Annotated in this window: 19 protein-coding genes; 1 reads left to right on the top strand and 18 read right to left on the bottom strand. The window is 33.7% G+C overall.

The annotated features are described in order from the left end of the window. Positions 1–126 precede the first annotated feature (126 nt). From ABWU82_RS00865 to ABWU82_RS00875, 3 genes are all read right to left on the bottom strand, one after another. Entirely contained in the window at positions 127–660 is a 534-nt protein-coding gene (locus ABWU82_RS00865) for a hypothetical protein (protein ID WP_353289626.1), read from the bottom strand. A 481-nt stretch (positions 661–1,141) separates the two neighbouring features. Further along, positions 1,142–6,073: a hypothetical protein gene (locus ABWU82_RS00870; RefSeq protein ID WP_353289627.1), complete on the bottom strand. Its 4,932-nt coding sequence runs from the start codon at positions 6,071–6,073 to the stop codon at positions 1,142–1,144. 33 nt (positions 6,074–6,106) lie between these two features. Beyond that, a complete protein-coding gene (locus tag ABWU82_RS00875; protein WP_353289628.1) occupies positions 6,107–8,722 on the bottom strand; it encodes a hypothetical protein in 2,616 nt (871 codons plus the stop codon). 143 nt (positions 8,723–8,865) lie between these two features. Between ABWU82_RS00875 and ABWU82_RS00880 the strand changes: the two genes are divergently transcribed. Continuing rightward, positions 8,866–9,831 carry an NAD(P)/FAD-dependent oxidoreductase gene (locus ABWU82_RS00880; protein WP_353289629.1) on the top strand — a complete coding sequence of 322 codons (966 nt, stop codon included), beginning with the start codon at positions 8,866–8,868 and terminating at the stop codon, positions 9,829–9,831. 84 nt (positions 9,832–9,915) lie between these two features. On the opposite strand, the gene truA is transcribed toward ABWU82_RS00880, so the two are convergent. The 15 genes from truA to rplR form a co-directional block, all read right to left on the bottom strand. Continuing rightward, on the bottom strand, positions 9,916–10,647 hold the full coding sequence (truA, locus tag ABWU82_RS00885) for a tRNA pseudouridine(38-40) synthase TruA (protein ID WP_353289630.1): 732 nt from the start codon (positions 10,645–10,647) through the stop codon (positions 9,916–9,918). 7 nt (positions 10,648–10,654) lie between these two features. Then, positions 10,655–11,911, bottom strand: a complete 1,257-nt coding sequence (locus ABWU82_RS00890; RefSeq protein WP_353289631.1) for an energy-coupling factor transporter transmembrane component T family protein — start codon at positions 11,909–11,911, stop codon at positions 10,655–10,657. Between the two features lie 2 nt (positions 11,912–11,913). Then, entirely contained in the window at positions 11,914–13,233 is a 1,320-nt protein-coding gene (locus ABWU82_RS03635) for an ATP-binding cassette domain-containing protein (RefSeq protein WP_420017770.1), read from the bottom strand. Next, entirely contained in the window at positions 13,221–14,057 is an 837-nt protein-coding gene (locus ABWU82_RS00905; RefSeq protein ID WP_353289710.1) for an energy-coupling factor transporter ATPase, read from the bottom strand. Before ABWU82_RS00905 ends, ABWU82_RS03635 begins: the two co-directional genes overlap by 13 nt. A gap of 160 nt (positions 14,058–14,217) precedes the next feature. Next, positions 14,218–14,577, bottom strand: coding sequence for a 50S ribosomal protein L17 (rplQ, locus tag ABWU82_RS00910; protein ID WP_353289632.1), 360 nt, complete (start codon positions 14,575–14,577; stop codon positions 14,218–14,220). 36 nt (positions 14,578–14,613) lie between these two features. Next, the gene (locus ABWU82_RS00915) at positions 14,614–15,594 is read right to left on the bottom strand and encodes a DNA-directed RNA polymerase subunit alpha (protein ID WP_353289633.1); all 981 of its coding nucleotides are present in this window, start codon (positions 15,592–15,594) and stop codon (positions 14,614–14,616) included. A gap of 62 nt (positions 15,595–15,656) precedes the next feature. Beyond that, positions 15,657–16,022 (bottom strand): 30S ribosomal protein S11, encoded by a 366-nt coding sequence (rpsK, locus tag ABWU82_RS00920; RefSeq protein ID WP_353289634.1) that lies wholly within the window; start codon positions 16,020–16,022, stop codon positions 15,657–15,659. 26 nt (positions 16,023–16,048) lie between these two features. Continuing rightward, the gene (gene rpsM / locus ABWU82_RS00925) at positions 16,049–16,423 is read right to left on the bottom strand and encodes a 30S ribosomal protein S13 (protein ID WP_353289635.1); all 375 of its coding nucleotides are present in this window, start codon (positions 16,421–16,423) and stop codon (positions 16,049–16,051) included. Positions 16,424–16,443: 20 nt separating this feature from the next. After that, complete coding sequence (gene rpmJ, locus ABWU82_RS00930) at positions 16,444–16,557, bottom strand: 50S ribosomal protein L36 (protein ID WP_353289636.1); 114 nt, start codon at positions 16,555–16,557, stop codon at positions 16,444–16,446. 236 nt (positions 16,558–16,793) lie between these two features. Then, a complete protein-coding gene (gene map, locus ABWU82_RS00935) occupies positions 16,794–17,549 on the bottom strand; it encodes a type I methionyl aminopeptidase (RefSeq protein ID WP_353289637.1) in 756 nt (251 codons plus the stop codon). Positions 17,550–17,628: 79 nt separating this feature from the next. Continuing rightward, the gene (locus ABWU82_RS00940; RefSeq protein ID WP_353289638.1) at positions 17,629–18,270 is read right to left on the bottom strand and encodes an adenylate kinase; all 642 of its coding nucleotides are present in this window, start codon (positions 18,268–18,270) and stop codon (positions 17,629–17,631) included. 7 nt (positions 18,271–18,277) lie between these two features. Then, the gene (gene secY, locus ABWU82_RS00945) at positions 18,278–19,720 is read right to left on the bottom strand and encodes a preprotein translocase subunit SecY (protein ID WP_353289639.1); all 1,443 of its coding nucleotides are present in this window, start codon (positions 19,718–19,720) and stop codon (positions 18,278–18,280) included. 46 nt (positions 19,721–19,766) lie between these two features. Further along, a complete protein-coding gene (gene rplO, locus ABWU82_RS00950) occupies positions 19,767–20,216 on the bottom strand; it encodes a 50S ribosomal protein L15 (protein WP_353289640.1) in 450 nt (149 codons plus the stop codon). A gap of 19 nt (positions 20,217–20,235) precedes the next feature. Next, complete coding sequence (gene rpsE / locus ABWU82_RS00955; RefSeq protein WP_353289641.1) at positions 20,236–20,838, bottom strand: 30S ribosomal protein S5; 603 nt, start codon at positions 20,836–20,838, stop codon at positions 20,236–20,238. Between the two features lie 23 nt (positions 20,839–20,861). Next, on the bottom strand, positions 20,862–21,221 hold the full coding sequence (gene rplR / locus ABWU82_RS00960; RefSeq protein WP_353289642.1) for a 50S ribosomal protein L18: 360 nt from the start codon (positions 21,219–21,221) through the stop codon (positions 20,862–20,864). Positions 21,222–21,236: the final 15 nt, after the last annotated feature.

A 21,236-nucleotide genomic window follows, 5' to 3' on the forward strand; every position in this document is an offset into this window, starting at 1 on the left:
GTTATAATTCCTTATTTGCATTTTACATTACACTCAAACCAACAACTGGTTTCTCACTAGCTATTGGCTGAAAGAAAAATATAAATATAACTTTGTTAGAGTTAAAAATAGTCAACAATATTCTGATTATTGTTGACTACAAACTGTTAAGACATTTTGAATGGTTAACACGTTAGAAGTGTTATTAAATTGATATTGAATATTATTGTATGGTGAAGGAAGGTTGTTAAATTTGTTGGCAATAGCATCAACATTAAATGTTAAACCGTTTAATAAGCTAATTTGCACATTCACTGTTTGGGTTTGATTCTCAGGTTGACCCGCAGAGAATACAAGGTCTGCATTTGTGGGTTCTAAATCTAACATTTGGTAGTAATTACCATTATTTTGGTTAGTTAATAAAGCGTTATAGCTTTGTTGGTTTTGGATACCATTAATAGCACTCAACAAGGTTTGTAAACTTTGAGTAGAAAAATTAATGTTATCAGTACCTGTCGTATTACTCATCGGAATGTGGAAATCTAAAGTGTTAAGACGGTAAGTTAAGCCAGTAATTTGGTGGTTAGCAATTGCGTTTGCAATAGATTCATCAAACACTAGGTCTTTATTAGTCAACGTTACACTGAAAGATACTAAAGTTAATGAAGGAACTAATTTCACTTCAGCATCAGCAGATGATAGTTGTAATAAAGTTAAAATTCTTGTAACAGTAACTTCGCTTTCTTTTTGAGCATTTGATCTAATGTGACCAAAAGCTGCTAATGTACTTTCAACATCTTTTAAAGTGGTCTTGGCGCTAACAGTATTGTTAGGCGTAAACGGAATTAAGGAGGTTGCTTTTGGACATTAGAGTGGCAAGAGGTTAATCCGACCGATAAACCTACTGCACTCACTCCAGCAAAGGCAAGCCCTATTACAGTTTTAAATCATATTCTTTTGCTAAATTTTGTCATAACTTAATATATTTTAACACTAGAAAAGAAAGAGTATTTTTTTCTATTGTGTGAACCTTACTGAAACTTCTAACTTTTTTGCTTTAAAAAATTCAAGTTTTTTCTAAAAAAACAAAAAAATCATCCCATCTTTTAACAAATATGTTAAAAGTGAAATGACTTTTTTATGTTTAACAAGAGTTTATAGATTATTCAGCATCGTCAGCTTTTTTATTAGCCTTAGCTTGTTTTTTTTCTAATTCTCTTTGTTTCTTTAACGCAGCTCTTTCTTTTTCACGTTGTTTTTTAAGAGCAGCTCTTTCTTTTTCACGTTGTTTTTTAAGAGCTTCTTTTTGTTTTAATAAAGCTCTTTCTTTTTCACGTTTTGCTTTTAAATCAGCTAATTGTTTAGCACGTTTTTCTGCTAATTCTTTTTTGTGTTGTTCTTTTAAAGCTTTAGCAGCAGCTTCTTCTTTAGCTTTTTGTTTTTCTTTTTCAGCTTGTTCTTTTTCAAGATCTTTTTCAGCTGTGATTAATTCTCTCTTAGTTTGGTTGATTAAGTCGTTGATTCTTCTACCAGCAGCAGTCATACCTTTATTACGTAATTTTCTTAATCTTTCCGCTTTTTCTTCTTCAGTTTCGTTTTCTGGAATTTCTTCAATAAATGAAGGAGCATCAGCATAGTGAATTTCTTTAATTACTGTATCTTTTTCTTCAACCGGTGCAGGAATTTCAACTTCTTTAATAGTTTCCACTGGAACTTCTTTAATAATTTCCACAGGGACTTCTTTAATTACTTCGACTGGAACTTCTTTGATGACTTCCAGTTCTTTAATTACTTCGACAGGGACTTCTTTAACTGTTTCGACTGGAACTTCCTTAATTACTTCGACTGGAACTTCTTTGATTGTTTCAACTTCTTTAATTACTTCACAATCAACTGGAACATAAGTATGTTTTGCAACTTCAGTAATTACAGGAACTTCTTTTTCAACTTCCTTGACGATTTCTACTGGGATTTCCTTGATTACTTCGACCGGAACTTCTTTGATGACTTCCACTTCTTTAATTACTTCAACTGGAACTTCTTTTTCAACTTCCTTGATAACTTCCACTGGAATTTCTTTGATGATTTCAACAGGGATTTCTTTTTCAACTTCCTTGATGACTTCAACTTCTTTAATTACTTCTTTTTCAACAGGGACTTCAACAGTTCTTACCACTTCGTGTGAGAATGGTACGTAAGTGTGTTTTGCCACTTCAGTAATTACAGGAACTTCTTTGATAACTTCCACTTCTTTAATTACTTCAACTGGAACTTCTTTTTCAACTTCCTTGATAACTTCCACTGGAATTTCTTTGATGATTTCAACAGGAACTTCTTTTTCAACTTCCTTGATGATTTCAACTTCTTTAATTACTTCTTTTTCAACAGGAACTTCAACAGTTCTTACCACTTCGTGTGAGAATGGTACGTAAGTGTGTTTTGCCACTTCAGTAATTACAGGAACTTCTTTGATGACTTCCACTTCTTTAATTACTTCCACTGGAATTTCTTTGATAGTTTCTACTTCTTTAATTACTTCAACTGGAACTTCTTTGATGATTTCTTTTTCAACAGGAACTTCAATAGTTCTTACCACTTCGTGTGAGAATGGTACGTAAGTGTGTTTTGCCACTTCAGTAATTACAGGAACTTCTTTGATGACTTCCACTTCTTTAATTACTTCAACTGGAATTTCTTTGATTATTTCAACAGGAACTTCTTTGATGATTTCTTTTTCAACAGGAATTTCAACATTTTTAACAACTTCGTGATCAACCGGAACGTAATCTACGTATCTAATTGTTCTGATGTCGCTGTTTCCCATTGCTAAGTCCATAGCTGAAGGTTTAACGATTGTTTCAACTGGAACTTCTCTTACAACTTCAACAGGAACTTCTTTAACAACTTCCACTTCTTTAATTACTTCAACAGGAACTTCTTTAATGGTTTCTACTTCTTTAATTACTTCAACTGGAACTTCTTTAACAACTTCATGATCAACCGGAACGTAATCTACGTATCTAATCGTTCTAATGTCGCCGTTACCCATTGCAAGTTCAAGTGCAGCCGGTCTTACTACAGTTTCTACTGGAACCTCTTTAATTACTTCAACTTCTTTGATAACTTCAACAGGAACTTCTTTTTCTACTTCTTTAATCACTTCTACTTCTTTAATCACTTCGTGATCAACTGGAATGTAATCAATGTATCTAATTGTTCTAATGTCGCCGTTACCCATTGCAAGTTCAAGTGCAGCTGGTTTTCTTTCAACTTCGACTGGTTCGTATTTAGTTACTGCCACTTCTTTAATTGGATCAATAACCTTTACTTCTTCAGCCACTGTAAGTTCAGGCATTTTTTCTTTAATTTGTTGAACTTCTTGTACTAATCTGTCTAATGATGAACTATCATGACGTTCGTTTGTCGCATAGAAATCAACCACTCTTACTGGAACTTCTTTAATGATTGTTTCAGTGTTTTGGAATTTCATTACAAACGGAACACGTTTTTCAACTTCTACAATCTTTTCAACAACTTTTTGTTCTTGGAATCTCATTACTAATGGAATACGTTTTTCCACAACTTTTTCGTTTTGGAATTTCATTACTAATGGTACACGTTTTTCAACAGTTGTTTCGTGTTCGAATTTCATTACTAATGGAGTACGTTTTTCCACAACTTTTTCGTTTTGGAATTTCATTACTAATGGTACACGTTTTTCAACAGTTGTTTCGTGTTCAAATTTCATTACTAATGGAGTACGTTTTTCCACAACTTTTTCGTTTTGGAATTTCATTACTAATGGTACACGTTTTGTCTTAGTAATTTCGTTTTGGAATTTCATTACTAATGGTACACGTTTTTCCACAGTTGTTTCGTGTTCGAATTTCATCACTAATGGAATACGTTTAACGTTATTCTTTTCAGTTTGGAATTTCATGATTAACGGAACACGTTTTTCCACGGCTGTTTCGTGTTCGAATTTCATCACTAATGGAATACGTTTGATGTGTTCGCTATCACGTTCGAATTTCATCACTAATGGGATACGTTTGATAGTTTCTTTTTCTGCTTCAAACTTCATCACTAGTGGTTCTCTTCTTACATTTGTTGAACCATCATGTGCATCATTGTAGTATGCATTGTGAATGTGGTGGTTGTGTGTGCATACAGCATCATCACATTCTTCATACATACCGTCTTCTTCAGACATTTGGTCTTCTTCATCGTATAGTTCCACTAATTCATGGAATAGGTATTGAACACCTTGGTCTTTACCATAAACAGGATCGAAGTAAGCTTCTGCCACAACATCTCTTGTTGTGTCTGTTCATCAGTTTAGACGTTTATCTCAAGCGATAATTGTCATCATATCTGTACATTGTTTTTTAGCTTGAGCTTTGATTACTTTAATTACATCTTTGTGTAATAAGATGGCTTTTAAAATTAAAATTTCAGCAGCTAAAATTTTGACAGTTTCAAAGTTATCTCTTAAGCTGAATTCGATTAATGATTTAGCATCAGCATCTCTGTAGTTGTAAACTCAGTTTTCAGCGATTTCTGTCATTAATTTGATTCTTTGTAATTCAACTAAGCCAACTAATTCAGTTAAATCACCAACAATTCCTAATTCAGAGTTCAAGAATAAGAAGTATTCATTCATTGCATATTCTTTTGCATCTAAAGTAGTAAACTTATTGTTTTCTAACTTCATTAAGTTTCTTAATTTTTTATCTAGTAACTTTCTGAAAGCGCTAGCTTTATTTTTTGTAGCAAATAAGTTGAAACGTTCGTCGTATAAAACTTGTGAATCATCTCTGTATTTGCTTAATAATTCTTTGTATTCATCTGAATATTCGAATTCTTCAGCACCTTCAGTATCATCAGCTTCTGCGCTATGAATATCTAAGTTAGCATCGTTTTCTAAAGCTAATTGTGCTTTCTTTTCTAATTGACGGTTGCGTCTTAATAATCTCTTACTAAATTTGCTACCGTTTTCGAAAGCCACCATATAAGCAATTGATAACTTAGTTGTTAAAGTATCAAGAGCTTTGTGTAATTCAGTTACTTCGTTATTTAATTCATTTAAGTGGTCATCGGCTTTAATGAATTTTAATAATTTCTTTAATAAGTTACTGTTTTTATCAATAGCTTCAAAATCGCTGTTAAAGATTTCTTTAATATCAAAATCATCAGATGCATCTACAGTATCTAAAATTTTGTTGATAACTTCAGAGTTACCTTTTAAATCAGTAAAGATTTTATTTAATTTTTGAGAATCTTTAGGCGCTTTTTTAGTTGATAAGAATTGGTATAAACTTACTTGGTTAGTAATTTGGTTTTGTACAAAACGAATTTGTGAACTAATTGTGTTAATGTAGTCGTAAAGTTCGTCTGCACCCTTTTCTTTTAATTCAGCGCTTAAAACACTTGGATCCACTTTGTTGTTAGCATTATCTGCCACAATTTGTTGAAGGTCATGATTTAAAGCGAATTCGTTATTTTCTGTTTGTTCAGCTTCTTCATGTTCTTCTGTTAAAGCTTCAACTTCTTTGACTTCAGGAGTTTCTTCAGCATGTAACGCTTGGTGTTCACCTAAAGTTACTGTAGTCATTTCGTATAAATTTAATTTATTTTCAAGAGCTACATCATCGTTTCAATCAGCTTCAATGTTGTAAACAACATCATCTACTCTATCTAAGTATTCGCTAATTTTTGGATTGTTTTTCTTGTTTAATGCAACAATTTTAGCAACTAATTCACTATCTTCATCTAGTTTATATCTGTCGATAATAACTTTATTTAAATCATGGTATAGTTGTTCAGATTTAGCTTCTAATTTTTTTACAAAATCTACTAGTAATTCGTCATCTTGATCTTCGATAACTGCTAATAAGTCGATAGTTCTTAATCATTGGTTACCGAATTCGTTTTCGTTAAGTTCTTTAACGTTAACGTGATTATGAATTTTGTGAGATTCTTTGTTTTCATCGTTTAGGTTGTTAAGTACTTCTTCTCTGTTAGCTAATGTTGGCGCACCGTTTCCATCAAATACTAAATCAACTCTATTGATGTTTTTTTCTTTGTTTTCCATAATGGGTTACCTCTTAATATATGATGTACTGTCCTAATTATTCTTTAATGAATGCAATTGCGCTTCAATTGCATCGATTTGGTCTTGAAGACTTTTAATTTCATCATCAAGATCATCAATTGATTCTGGGTTGGCTTCATTAGTTTCGTTAACAACTGGTTTAACTTCAGTGGTTTTGTTTAAAGAGTTAATTTGGTTTTCTACCGCTTTAATTTCATCATCTAAAACTACTGGGTCTTTTTTATTTTGAACGAATTCTTCTGGAACTCATTCATTTTGATTATTTGCGATTGTATCATCGTTACCAATTTCAAATTCAAATGGTTTTGGTTCTTGAACTGGTTTTGGTTCTTCAACAATCGGTTCTTCTACAACTGGAGTTGATTCTTCTTCAGCAGCTGGCGTTTCTGTTTTAACAGGTTCTTCAGTCACTGGAGTTTCTTCTACAGCTGGTTCTTCAGATTCTTTTTCTACCGGAGTTAGTTCAACAGGTTCTGAGACAGGTTCTTCAGTCACTGGAACTTCATCTAATGGTTTAGTTTGAAGGTCTAAATCTTCTGGATCTACTGGAATAGATTCGTATTTAGCAAATTCTGATGGAACTCATTCACGGTGAGCTGCTGGTGCAAAGTCTGTTGAATCAATTTCAAAATCAAATGGTTCGTGGTAAACAGTTTGAATTGGTGATTCTGCTTTAACAACAGGTTCTTCAATCACTGGAATTTCTTCTGCAACTGGTTCTTCAGATTCTTCTTCAACTGAAATTTCTTCGGCTGGAGTTTCAACTTCTTCTTCTGCAGCTGGTTCTTCAGATTCTTCTTCTACTGATTCTGAATTTTCTTCAGCTGGAGTTTTAACTTCTTCAGCTGGAATTTCTTCAGCAGCTGATTCATGTTCAAATTCTTCTGGAACTCATTCTTTTTGAGTTTCAGCATCTGCATCAGTTGAGTCTACTGTAAATTCTGCAGCTGGTGCATTTGTCGTTTCTTCTGAAGATTTATTTTGTAAATCTAAATCTTCTGGGTCTACTGGAACAGATTGGTATTCTGCAAATTCTGCAGGAGTTCATTCACGGTAAAGTCCTGGCATGTAATCAGTTGAATCAATACTAAAATCGTATGGTTGAACTGATTTTTCAGAATTAACAGGTTCTGTAACAGTTAGTTCATCACATTCTTCACAATGAGAGGCAACAACCACTTCTTCAGCTGGAGCTTCTTCATTCACCATTTCTACTGGTTTAATTTCTTCTACACTAACTGGTTCAGAATCTGCAGATGAAGTTGACATGTGTTCAAATTCTTCTGGAACTCATTCTTTTTGTAATTTAGCTTCATCTAATTCATATCTCGCATTATTTACTAAATAGAAAGTTTCGATGTGGTCTAATTCTTCATCAGCATCTTTCTTTCTAAATAATCCTTTTGTTTTCGGTTTATTGCCTGCATCATTAAATTCACTAGGAATTCATTCGTTGTGGTAATAGAATAGCGTTGCTCATGAATCAATATCAAACGGAGGAATAGCAAGAGTTTCAACTGGTTCAACAACTACTGGTTCTTCTTCCTTTGTTGGAGTTACTTCGTGTGTTTCAGCAAATTCTTCTGGAACTCATTCTTTTTGAGTTTCAGCAAGAGCGTCTGTTGAATCCACTGTAAAACCGTGAGATTCACCTTCTGAACTAAATTCTTCTGGAGTTCATTCTTTTTGTAATTCAGGTGCATCGCTTGTTGAATCAACTGTAAAACCGTATGGTTCTGATTCATTTATCACTGAATCTAAAGAGTCGTGTTCTTCAGGTAGGTTAGTTTCTTCAGGAACTTCTTCTTTTTGATTGTCAGAATTTTCTTCCAAATCATTATTACTACAAGATTCAGATACAGGAGCATCAACAGATTTTTGGGTTTCAACTTTTGCAATATCTTCTTCAGCTGATTCTTTTAAATCTTTTGTTTTTTCACTAACTTCAGCTAATTGTTTTGCTAATTCTTCAGGACTAGTGCAAGAATCAGCTAATTCAAAATTAACTGGAGCATCTGAGATTGAGTTTAATAACACCATATCTCTGTAGATAGATAAAACCATGATTTTAAGACTAGCAATTGCATCAGATTTCTTGTCGATATATTCTTCGTCTGAAATTTCAAAATTTTCGAACTGTTCTTCCGCTTCGTTTAATAAGGCTTGATTTTCTAGAGTTTGTTCGTTGTAAACTTTAATGTTATTAGCAATTTTGTTAATAATCTTTTCAGCATCACTACTTGATTCAACAGCTGTAACACCATAGTTGAATTCATCAATAGCTGATTCAGGTCCGTATTCGTTTAATACTAAAAATTGACGAACCTTATCTAAACTAGTGCCTTCGATAACATCGAATTCAACTAATCTATTGAAGTTTTCGTATTTATTGCTGTTTAAGTTTACATATTTCTTATTTTCAGGACTCTTTAAAGTCTTTAAATAAGCTTGAGCCTTTAAAACGATTGAAGGTAAGTGTCAGTCTTCAGCGAATTCATCAATTCATTCAAGATCAACAATTTGCCCATCAATTGTGACTAAATTTTCTTTTTCTTTTTTAATGCCTAATTTCTTTGCATCGTCGTTACTAATGACTGCAATTTTCGCATCAATATCTCTGTTTGGCATGGAATTCTCCTATTTTGTCTGTATTTAACAAGATTTCGTAAAAAAATAAACGCTTGCGCGATATATATAGTATTTTACTTTAAATAATCTGCTATTAGTAAATAAAACAAACTTTTACATTTTTTTTAATAACATTACTGTATATGGAAAATGTAAAAATTTATGATGTAATCGTAATCGGCGGTGGACCAGTAGGACTTTATGCTACATTTATTGCCGGTTATTTAAAATTAAACTGCTTATGTATTGAAGCAGACGAAATTTTGGGTGGTCAACCTAATAAAGTTTACCCAAGTAAATTTATTTATGACTTCCCGGGATATGAAAAAATTACGGGTTCAGAACTAACCCAAATTTTAGAAAAACAAGCACGTCAATACTCACAATACACAAGTATTCAAACAGGAATTAAAATTGTTAGCTACGAAATCGATGAAGAAGGGACTATTATTTTAATCGATGATAAGCTAAACCACTACTTCACTAAAAACGTTATTTTAACTGTTGGTATTGGGGCATTTGAACCAATGAAACTAGAACAATTCGCCGACAGTTTAACATGTGAAAAAGTAAAATACTGTTTAGAACCAGACCACACTTATGACAATAAAAAAATCTTGATTTTAGGCGGTGGGGATGCCGCTGTCGATTATGCTAAGCATATTCAAGAAAAAACTAATTCGTTATCAGTGACTTTAGCACACAGAAGAGATAAACTACGTGCCGATGGGCTAACGGTTGAAGATTTACAACAAGCCGGGGTTAAGGTATTAATGCCGGCCACTTTAACCGGTTGAACAACGAATTCATGTCAGTTTAGTTTCCCAGACGGTTCAGAAACACAAATTGAATACGACTTATTACTAGTACAATATGGCTTAAAGAACTTAGGTTCTAACATCCACTCATGAGCAAGTTTTAATAAGTTAGCCAATAAATTTGTAGTAGATGAACACTTTGAAACTAACATTAAAAGGTTCTATGCTGCTGGTAATTGTGTCTCAAGACCTAACAGAATTAACATGATTATTATGGGTATTAGCGAAGTTAACTTAATCATTAACCGCATTAGATCTGAAATCCCACATGAAGGTCGTGTAGGTTGATAAAAATAGCTTAAAAACAAACAAAAACCATTAGGATTGTTTTTAATCCCAATGGTTTTTTCTTTGTGTAATTTATCTAAATAATAATTAGTATTCCACGTTGTATAAGTAAAGGCCACAACCGTTTACTTTTCTAATAGCTTGACCTTTTTTAGGTTCATCTAAATATTTTTGTACGTCTTCTAATGTAATTCTACCTTCATTGTAGTTTAAGAACGTACCAACAATCATTCTTACCATGTTTCTTAAGAAACCAGTTCCTGTAATCACAAAGTTAGTGATGTCACCAGATTGTTTTTGAATTTCAAAACGAGTTACTTCTCTAACTGTGTCTTGAATTTCTGATGTTGAGAATGATAAGAAATTATGTTTACCAATAATTAACGCTTTAAAATCTTCAAATTTAGCATAATCTAACTCATGATTGTATTGGTACACTAATTCATCAGTGAATAAGTTGTAGTTAGGGTGAGTTGATAATTTGTAAATATAAGTTTTAGCAGTAGCATGGAAACGAGCGTGGAAGTTATCTGGAGCTGTTTCACAGCTAGTGATTCTAATATCTTTTGGTAATTTTGAGTTTAAAGCATGCATTAATTGTTCAGGTTCAATAGTTAATTCGTCGTGTTTTACTGAAAACACTTGAGCTAACGCGTGAACATAACGGTCAGTTCTACCTGAACCGAATAAAGCAACTTCATAACCAAACAATTCTTCAAAAGTATCTAATAAAATTCTTTCAATTGTTGGTAATTGGTTTTGTCTTGCTCAACCATAGTAATTAGTACCTTTGTAGCTAATAGTACATTTGTAATTCATAAATTTTTTATCCTAATAATATTCCTAATTCAAATATTCCAAACGGAGCAAAGTCTAATTTCACAGCGGCCATTCCGATTAAGAAACCAAACAGCACACATAGAAGCGCAAAGGCTAATCAGTCAGCTCATTTCACTTGAAAAATTCTGTATCTAGTTCTTGCATATCTTGGGTTGTAAGAACGAGCATCCATTGCGTTTGCCAGTTCTCCCGCTTTTTGGAATGCAATACTAAATAATGGGACCACTAAAGAAACGATAGCTTTACATTTGTCGAAAAACTTGCCGTTCTTAAAGTCAACCCCTCTTGATGATTGGGCATTTAAGACTCTTTGTGATTCTGCTAATAAAGAAGGAATGAATCTTAAAGCGATGGCAATCATCATACTTACTTCAGCCACTGGGAATCTAAAGATTTTCAATGGACTGAAAATATCTTCTAAAGCGTAAGTTAATTCAATAGAAGTAGTTGTTGATGTCAAAATTGTTGCAATAACAATCATTAAGAATACCTTAATTGACACATATAAAGCTAATTCAATCGCTTTAGGACTTAAGGTATATCAGTGAGTAATTGAATAAACTACACTGTGATCGTTGATTAAACCACTGTTGGTATTGTTTAACACTGTTGTGGTAATCCGATATTTTGCACCATCAATAGTTAAAGTATAACTATTATTAATTATTCATAGATAATTTTTTGCTAAAGTTTGGTCATTATGACACAATTTTAATAATTGAGTCTGAGACTCTGGTGATAAATCTCTAAACATGCGGTCTAAAGTTTTCACATTTTTTACGTTTTGGTTAATAATTTCTTGGTAAGTAAAAGTATGACCATCTACCGAAATATTCCCAGTAGGTGTTATGAAGTTTACTACTTGACCGCCTCATAATTTAGAAATATAAGTGTGATCCGCTTCTAGTTGAATCATATTTTTATTCATACCTAAATCACCAGTCACCAACCCAAAGTGTCCAGGCGGTACAAAAACCGCAATTGGGTCTTTATAAATACACCAGTTTACTAGCAGTAATAATGCGAACAAAAACATTACTGACTTTAAAATGTTTCATAACATTTTAGCTGGCAACTTTGCAATTCAATACACTGTTAACACTGCGATACCAATTAATAATTGGGCAAAAAAACCTAGTGGAATAAAAATCATCGCAATGATAACAATAAACGCAATAAATTTTAAAGCGGGGTTTAATCGGTGAATTACCGATTCTCTTTTAATAAATCCTTGGCCATTCATAATTAGCTGTCTCCTTTCTGAGTTAATACCTCTTTAATGGCGATAGCTAATTCTTCAGTGGTTTTAGGTTGGTACTTATATAATGCGGCAAACTTTTCGTTTTTTGACGTTAAGTCATTAATAACTTCAATTACTTTAGGACAATCGATTGACGTGTTAGTTAATAATTCTTTATCGGTAAAAATTTCATAAGGAGTACCGCTTTTAATAATTTCCCCATCGTTCATTACCAGAACTTCGTCAGCTACTTTTAACACATGGTCCATTGTGTGGGTAATGACAATTACCGTTTTATGTTTTTGTTGTGCATTCTTAATGATATTCAACATTTCTTCTTCCCCTACCGGATCTAAACCTGCAGTAGGCTCGTCAAAAATCAGTACATCTGGTTCAATTGCTAAGATACCAGCAATGGCAACTCTTCGTTTTTGTCCACCAGAAAGACCAAACGGACTTCTTTCTAAGTATGATTCAGGGATACCCAATTCATTTAAGTAGTATTTAGCGCGTTCTAAGGCCACTGATTTAGACGTTCCTAAAGCGGTAGGGCCAAACATCACATCTTTAATAATTGTGTCTTTAAACAGCTGATATTCTGGGAATTGGAAGACCATCCCTACTGTTTTTCTTACCCGTTTAATTTTTTTAATCTTTTGGTTAGCTAATTTTCATTGCATTAAAAATTTAGCTCGGTCCAAATAAGTATTGATTAACTTTTGGGGTTTTGTGCAACCTAAAGCCGTAATCTCTTTTAACGTTCAGTAACGGTTGATATGAATTTCAATTTCTTCCGAAGAAGCAGTAAGTAAATATAAGTAACAATTAATTTCGTGACTAAATAAAGTTTTGATTTTATGCGTCTTTACTTTGAAATAAGCTTCAAACAAAATCTGAACTAAATTTTTTGGTAAAGCAGCTTTAAAGGCTGCAACATATACCGGTTTATTAGCTCATTGTTTTTGGAAGTGATTAATTTGTTTAATCAATAAAGGATGATTATTAAATTCTTCTAAATTGATCACACCAATAAAATAATCGTGTATATTAAAATCTTTGCCAATAGGATAATTATTTTCAATTTCAATTTTGCCGTAACGCGATTTTAATAAACCGTTAAAGTGGGTCACTAAAGTGGATTTTCCTGAGCCAGAATTACCGATAATAAAATAAATTTTTTCTTTTTTGAATTCGTAATTAATGTCACATAAACTGACAAACTGACTTTCTTTACCTTCGTTATACACACCAAATAAATGGTTAATTTTAATAGCAGTATCTGCACTTAAACAAGGAGTCGTTACTTCATTCTTTATTTTTGACATATCTCTTCAATTAACTCCTGGTATTTTAACGTCTTATTTAAACTAACACCAGCCTCATTTAATAATGTAGCTAGTTTTAAAGTAAACGGATAATCTAATTTCAGTTTTCTTAAATTGCTTTCGTTGACAAAAATTTCGTCTGGACTGCCAGTGGCCACGACTTGGCCCTTTTCCATCACAATTACTCTATCAGCGTATACCACTTCTTCCATATCGTGAGTAATACTAATAATGGTTTTATTCAATTTATGTCTTAAATCGTAAATTAATTCTTTCAGTTCTTTTTTACCCTTGGGGTCTAACATGGAAGTTGATTCATCAAACAAGATGATTTCAGGATTAATGGCTAAAATGCCCGCAATGGCTACCCGTTGTTTTTGTCCCCCAGATAATTGAGCAGGTTCTTTAGTCATTAAATCACTAATTTCTAAAGCGTCAGCAGCCATCTTCACAATCTTTTGCATTTCAGACCGTGGGACTTTTCTATTTTCCAAACCAAAGGCCAAATCATCTTCAACTGTTAATCCCACAAACTGGTTGTCTGGGTTTTGGAAGATAATTCCGATGTTGTTTCTTAATTTTTTTAAATTGAGTGAGTTGATTTCCTCGTGAAACAGTTTAATTTTACCTGCTTGCGGTTTCAGCAAGCCACCTAACACTTTAGAAATTGTTGACTTTCCAGAGCCGTTATGGCCGATAATGCACACGTATTCTCCTTGATGAATTTCAAAGTTTACGTTTTGCAATACAGGAATGCCTTCAATATAGCTAAAATAAACGTTTTCAAACTCGACAGCTAAGGTGTTTTTATGATCCACGTTCATTTCCTTTACATCGTAAGAAGTAGTCTCGTATTTGAAAAACCTAGGTACTTTCATAAAAAGTATCTAGGTTTGCCAAACCGTTTTATTCTTTTATTTTATAAAAAAAATATAGGTTGTAACACCTATATTTTTGATTTATGTTTTAATTTAGTTTAAAAAATTAAACTAATTGAATAATTGCTTCTTCAGCGTTGTCTCCACGACGTTGTCCTAATTTAAGAACTCTTGTGTAACCACCATTACGTTCTTGGTATTTAGGGCCGATTACTTCGAATAATCTTTTTAATAATTCGTCTTTACTAAACTTTTGGTTGTCTAATAAGATAGCGGCAGCTGCACGTCTACTAGCTAATGTATTTTTCTTAGCTAATGTGATGATACGGTCAACGTGACGTTGAGTTTCTTTAGCTTTTGTATGAGTTGTAATGATTTGACCGTAAGCAATAACGTCAGTTACTTGTTGACGAGTCATCATTTTACGTCATGCACGAGTTTTACCTGGTTTATTAATGAAGCTCATTTACAGATATGTCCTTTCTAATCGAGATTTAGTGAATTATTCATCACGTAGTTTTAAACCACGTTCGTGAATTTTTTGAATGATTTCGTTAACTGATTTTCTACCCAAGTTTTTAATCTTTTCGATTTCTTGTTTAGATTTTTCAATTAATTCGTGTGTTGTTAAAATTCCAGAAGATCTTAAAGCGTTGTAAGCTCTTACAGTTAAGTCTAAATCTTCGATTGGAATAAATAAACTTGTTTTTCTTTGTTCTTCAAATTCGTCATTTAAAACTTGTAAGTTCATGACAGCGTCATTTAACTTCATGATTGGTTCTAAATGATCTGATAAGATTTTCGCAGCATAAACAATTGCGTCGCTTGCTGAAATTGCACCATTAGTAGCAACATCTAATTCTAATGAGTCGCTAGTTGAAATCTTTGAAGTTTTCACATCATTAACTTTGTAGTTGAAAGCTAGTACTGGTGAGAAGTTTGAGTCAGTTGGGATGATTGATAAAGTAGTGATTGATTCTTTATTTTCTTCACTAGTTTTGAAACCTCTACCTCATTTTGCGTAAATTTCCATTTGGAAATCTCTAGCTTTAGTAATGCTTGCAATATGTAAGTCAGGGTTTACAATTGTGAAACCAGCTGGTACTTCAATGTCTCTAGCAGTAATGTTACCTGGACCTTTAAAGTTAATTTTTAATGTTGGTCATTCTTCAATAGTTTTGCCGTTTAGTTCTTCTTCAGAAAGAACATTTAAGTCTCCCTTAATTACTAAACGTTTTAAGTTTAAGATGATGCTGATCACATCTTCATAAACGCCTTCAATCGCTTGGAATTCGTGAGTTACATCAGGAATTTTAATCGCAAAGATGCTTACACCTGGGATGTTAGATAAGCAAATTCTTCTTAAAGCGTTTCCTAAAGTTGTTCCGAAACCTTTTTCTAATGGTTCTAAAACGATTTTAGCTTTGTTTTCACTTTCCGAAACTTCGATCGGATTAGTTTTAAATCTTAAGAATTTTTCCATTTGGTGCTCCTTTTTTCAGTAATGTTAGTCTTATGAAGAGACTTGAACTAGTCCTTTAAAAACTAACGAGGTTTTTTAGGTGGACGGCAACCGTTATGTGGAATTGGAGTAACATCGTTAATTCTTGTAACGATTAATCCAACAGCTTGTAAACTTCTAATCGCTGTATCACGACCTGAACCTGTTCCGTTAACGTTAACTGAAACAGTTTTAAGACCCATATCTAAAGCTTCTTTTGCAGCTGATTCAGCAGCAACCCCTGCAGAATATGGAGTTTTTTTCTTTGAACCTTTGTATCCGCTTGATCCAGAAGATGCTCATGAAATTACATTTCCGTTTTCATCAGCAATTGTAACGATTGTGTTGTTACGTGTTGCATGGATGTGTGCGCAACCGTTAGTAAAGGTTAATTTTTTCTTTTTTGCCATTTTCTATGTTTCCTTTCTAACACCTATTATTTAGATTCAATCTTCTTATTTGCAACTGTTTTTCTTGGACCCTTACGAGTTCTTGCATTTGTCTTTGTACGTTGTCCACGAACAGGAAGACTACGACGGTGACGAATACCACGGTATGAACCAATTTCCATTAATCTCTTAATGTCCATTGCAACTTCTCTACGTAAGTCACCTTCGATTGTGTATTGACTAGCAACTTTTCTGATTGCTGCTAATTCTTCTTCAGTTAAATCCTTAACTCTTTTGTTTTCATCAACTTGTGCTTCTTTAAGGATTTGTGTAGCTGTTGTACTACCGATACCGTATACGTATGTTAATGAAACAACAACTCTTTTATCATTAGGAATATCAACACCTAAAATACGTGCCATACTAAATTAATCCTTTCAAATTATCCTTGACGTTGTTTATGTTTTTTGATTTTACAAATAACTCTAACAACACCATTACGTTTTACGATTTTGCAATCTTTACAAATCGGTTTAACTGATGCTCTTACTTTCATTTGTATGCTCCTTAATTTCTTTTCTTGTGTTACTTACAGGCGGTTTAATACATGTCAAACAAGGATCGCTTCTTCGACTCAACTATGCAATGCTAGCATCCATAGTATCAACTGATAAAATTTCGTTTTGTAACTGGATATCAGACAAACACAAAAGATTTTATCTGATATGTATCTAAGTCAAACGGCCTGTAAGGTTGTGTTAATGCGTGGCTAGCATCATGTGCCATTGGCCATTAATCTTCGCTAGTTAATAATTCGCAGCCATCTCTTGTAATTAAGAACATATCTTCTCAGTGGCAAGTTAATTTATGGTTTTTTGCATAAACTGATCATTCGTTTTCTTGATCAATTTCATACTGACGAGAATCTGTTAGAATCATTGGTTCTAAACAAATTACCATCCCTTCTCTTAACTTGTAAATAGGGAATCTATAGTCTACGTAATTTGGGAAGGCTGGGTCTTCATGTAAACTGTTACCACAGCCATGTCCAGTAAAGTCACGTAGAACTTCGTATCCACGAGATTCAATGTATTCTTGCATAATTTGGGCAATTTGTAAGTTAGAAACGCCCGGCTTCAAATAATCTTTCACGTTGATTAAAGCACCCCGACAAACTGCAGAAATTTTTTCTGCTTCAGGGTTTTCACCGATAATCACAGTAAAAGCGGCGTCACATACGTGACCTTCATAAGTTACTCCCATGTCAAAAGTAACCATATCACCATCTTTTAACGGAATATCATTTGGGACTCCATGAATGACACAGTCATTCACTGAAATACAAATATTATTTGGGAAACCATACATACCTAAAAATGTCGGAATCCCTCCGTTACTTTCAATCACTTCCTTAGCTAAATTATCTAAGTCTAGTGTTGTCATGCCAGCATGAATTTGTTGGCGGATTTCCTGTCTTACAATTTTTCAAATTCTGACAGCTTCTTTGATTTTGCTAATATCATCTTTTGTTTTAATAATTACTTTCACAGTATAAAACCCACTTTCTTAAAAAAGCAACGTATTCTCATATTATACGCAATTAATTCCAATATGAGAAAAAAAATTATTAGTTTTTTGAACTAATAATTTTTTCTACATCATTAAACAATGAATCTAAGTCTTGAGCTGCGTTCACAGTGTGTAATAAGCCTTCAGCTTCATAGAAATCAATCAATGGTTTTGTTTGATCCATGTACACTTGAATTCTCTTGTGAGCAACTTCTTCGTTGTCATCTTTTCTTTGAATTAAAGCACCACCACATTGGTCGCAAACACTTGCATTTGCTGGTTTTGGTGAAGTATTTACGTTGTAGATTGCTCCACATTGTGAACATAATCTTCTACCTGTAATTCTTTTAATCAATTCACTATTATCGATGTCAAGGTATAACACTGAGTCAATGCCTGACACTTCTTTTAGATAGTTAGCTTGATCGATAGTTCTTGGATAACCATCAAGAATAAAACCGTCATAGTGGTTTGAAGCTTCTAAAATTGCATCAGCAGCAATTTTATTTGTAATTGAATCAGGAACGTATTGTCCTGAAGCGATGATAGACTTAATTTCTTTTGCAAAATCATCGTCTTTATTGATGGCTGCTCTGAATAAATCTCCCGTAGAGATGTGTGCTAAATTGTAACTAGTTAATAATTTTTTAGCTAATGACCCTTTACCTGATCCAGGAGCACCTAATAAAATGATTTTCATGTTTCACCTATCATAATTGAGAGTCATCGTTATCGTTAACTGTTTCGTTAGAAATAGTGGCAGATAATGATGCTTCAATTTCTTTTCTTTGGTATGTATAAGAAGTAGTTGTCGCAGTAGATTTAATTGAACTTCACAATTCAATTGTGGCTGACACCATAATAACGATACCAGTACCACCTAAGGCTGCGTAACTTGGAATGTTAATTACTCCACCACTAGCGTGGTTGGATACGATTGACACAATATATGGCAATGCAGCAATTAACGCTAAGAACGGTCCGCCAATTCAGTTGACTCTAAAGAGCGTTCTGGAAATGTGTTGTTCTGTATCCCGACCCATTTTCACCCCAGGAATAAATCTACCAGACTTCTTAAAGTCTTCAGAAATTTTGTTAGGGTTAATTTGGATGTAACTGTAGAAGAAGGTGAAGAGAATAATCAAGAAGAAGTAAATGATTAACCCACTAATTGAGTTTAAAACCATATACTGTCTGATTCACAACGCCCCAGCACTACCTTCCGGTAAGAACTGTGCTACAGTTGAAGGGATGGTCATTAAGGATGAGGCGAAGATAACTGGAATAACCCCAGCTGAATTAATCTTAATTGGGAGATAAGATAATTCATCTTCATTTTTGCTTAATGCTTGGCCCACTTGTTGAATAGGGATTTTTCTAACTGATCCGTTGATAAAGACAACAGACAGTAAGACGATGATATAGAAGCACACATAAACAATAAAGGAAATGATAGATACTAGTTGGGCACTTTGTCCAGTAATTGCTTTTAAAACAATAAAGACTGTTTGGAAAGAACTGAACAAGGATGCGATAATACCAGACAGAATAATTAGGGTAATCCCATTACCCACACCCCGCTTTGTGATAAGGTCACCTAAGAAAATTGCGATATAAGTACCAGCAATCATCAAAGCGATGTAGAAGAAGTAGTAAGCAGGTGAACCCACCGCAAACGGTAGGTTAGACGCAAAGTGGACAAAGCCTCTTTGGGCGCTCGTCGCCATTGTTAAGATGGCATACGCTTGAATACCTGCAAAGGGAAGAGTAAGTAACCGAGTGACTACTTCCATTTTCTTTCGGCCCCGTTCGCCCGACTTAGCCATTCTTGCTAACGGAGGAATCAGGTCAGATGAAAGTAACTGAACAATAATTTGCGCGGTAATATACGGTGATATTCCGATCGCAAAGATAGACACTTGGGTTAACCCACCACCACCTAAAAGGTTCATCATTTGCATGAACGAATTATTGGACTCGTTGTGCACTTCTAATCTCATAAATGGCATGGGGATTACAGAACCCACTCTGAATAATATTAAAATCCCTAATGTAACCAGAATTGCAATGATCACTTTTTTATTTTTAAAAATCATTGCTAATTCGTGTAGGCCTGGTGAATAATTTTTCCTTTTTCTATTATTTACCATGTAAAAATTCCTTGCCTAAATACGAAATTAAATTAATTATAAATGATTATTTAACTAATTCGTATTTTGCACCTGAAGCTTCGATAGCTTTGATAGCTCCAGCAGAGAATTTGTGAGCTTTGATAACTAATGAGCTATCAACTTTTGCGTTACCAATAACTTTGATTGGTAATTTTACGTCTTCAATTAAACCAGCTTGGTCTAATTTAGCCATATCGATTTCACCAGTTAATTTCTTGTCGTTTAACATAGCTAATGAAATAACGTTGTAGTTATTTGCGAAGTTAACGTTGTTGAAACCAACTTTTGGTACACGTCTGTATAAAGGAGTTTGACCACCTTCAAATCCTAAACGTGTGTGTCCTGATTTACGTGATTTTTGACCGTTAGATCCACGAGTAGAAGTTTTACCCATACCTGAACCATGTCCACGGCCAACACGTTTAGCTTTTTGACCACGAGAACCGTTAGTAAATTCTAAGTTATGTAATTCCATAATTTAATTTTCTCTCCTACTATAAATCTTTAATGTCTTTATCACGTGCTTTTGCGATGTCACTTGGACTGAATTGTTTTGTTAAACCGTCAATAGTTGCTCTAATAACGTTAATTTTTGTGTTAGAACCTAATGATTTAGCATATACGTCTTGGAAACCTGCTAATTCAACAACAGCTCTAGCAGCACCACCGGCAACAATTCCTTTACCTGTAGGAGCTGGTTTTAATAATAATCTAGATGCACCGTGTTTACCGATTACTTCGTGGTAAACTGTTCCACGTTTGTTCATTTTCACTTGTACTAAATTATTGTTTGCGTTTTTAACCGCTTTTTTAATTGCATCTGGAACTTCGTTTGATTTACCCATTCCGAATCCAATTGTACCTTTTTTATCCCCAACGATAACTAAAGCACTGAAACGCATTACACGTCCACCTTTAGTTGTCTTTGAGATTCTTTTAATTTCAACAACTTTTTCTTCAAAACCGTTTTCTTTTTCAGCTGAATTTGCTTGTTTTCTCATAGCTCTGTCAGATTTTTCTTTTGAAGAGCTAGCTTTAACTGGGTTTAATTCTACTGATGTTTCAGTTTGAGAAGTTTCAACTTTTTCTTGTTCCATTTTTTCTGTTCCTTTAATCAAAATTAGAATTTTAATCCAGCTTCTCTAGCAGCGTCAGCTAAAGCTGCTACACGTCCATGGTATTTAGAACCACCACGGTCGAAAGCAATTTCAGTGATGTTTAAAGCTAGAATTTTTTCAGCGATATCTTTACCAACTTTAGCAGCGTTTTCTTTGTTACCGTTAGCAAGATTTAATTGAATTGAAGAGCTTGATGCTAATGTTTTGCCTTGTACGTCATCGATCAATTGAGCGTTAATGTGAGCGTTAGTCTTTGTGATAACTAATCTTGGTTTACCATTGTCAATTGCTTTGAATTTGTTCAAAGTTCTTTTGTGACGTAATAAACGTTGGTGTTTTTTATCAAAATTAATACGTTTCATATAATTAAGCTCCTA

It is taken from the genome of Ureaplasma ceti, from assembly GCF_040369755.1.
In the GTDB taxonomy this organism is placed as follows: domain Bacteria; phylum Bacillota_I; class Bacilli_A; order Mycoplasmatales; family Mycoplasmoidaceae; genus Ureaplasma; species Ureaplasma ceti.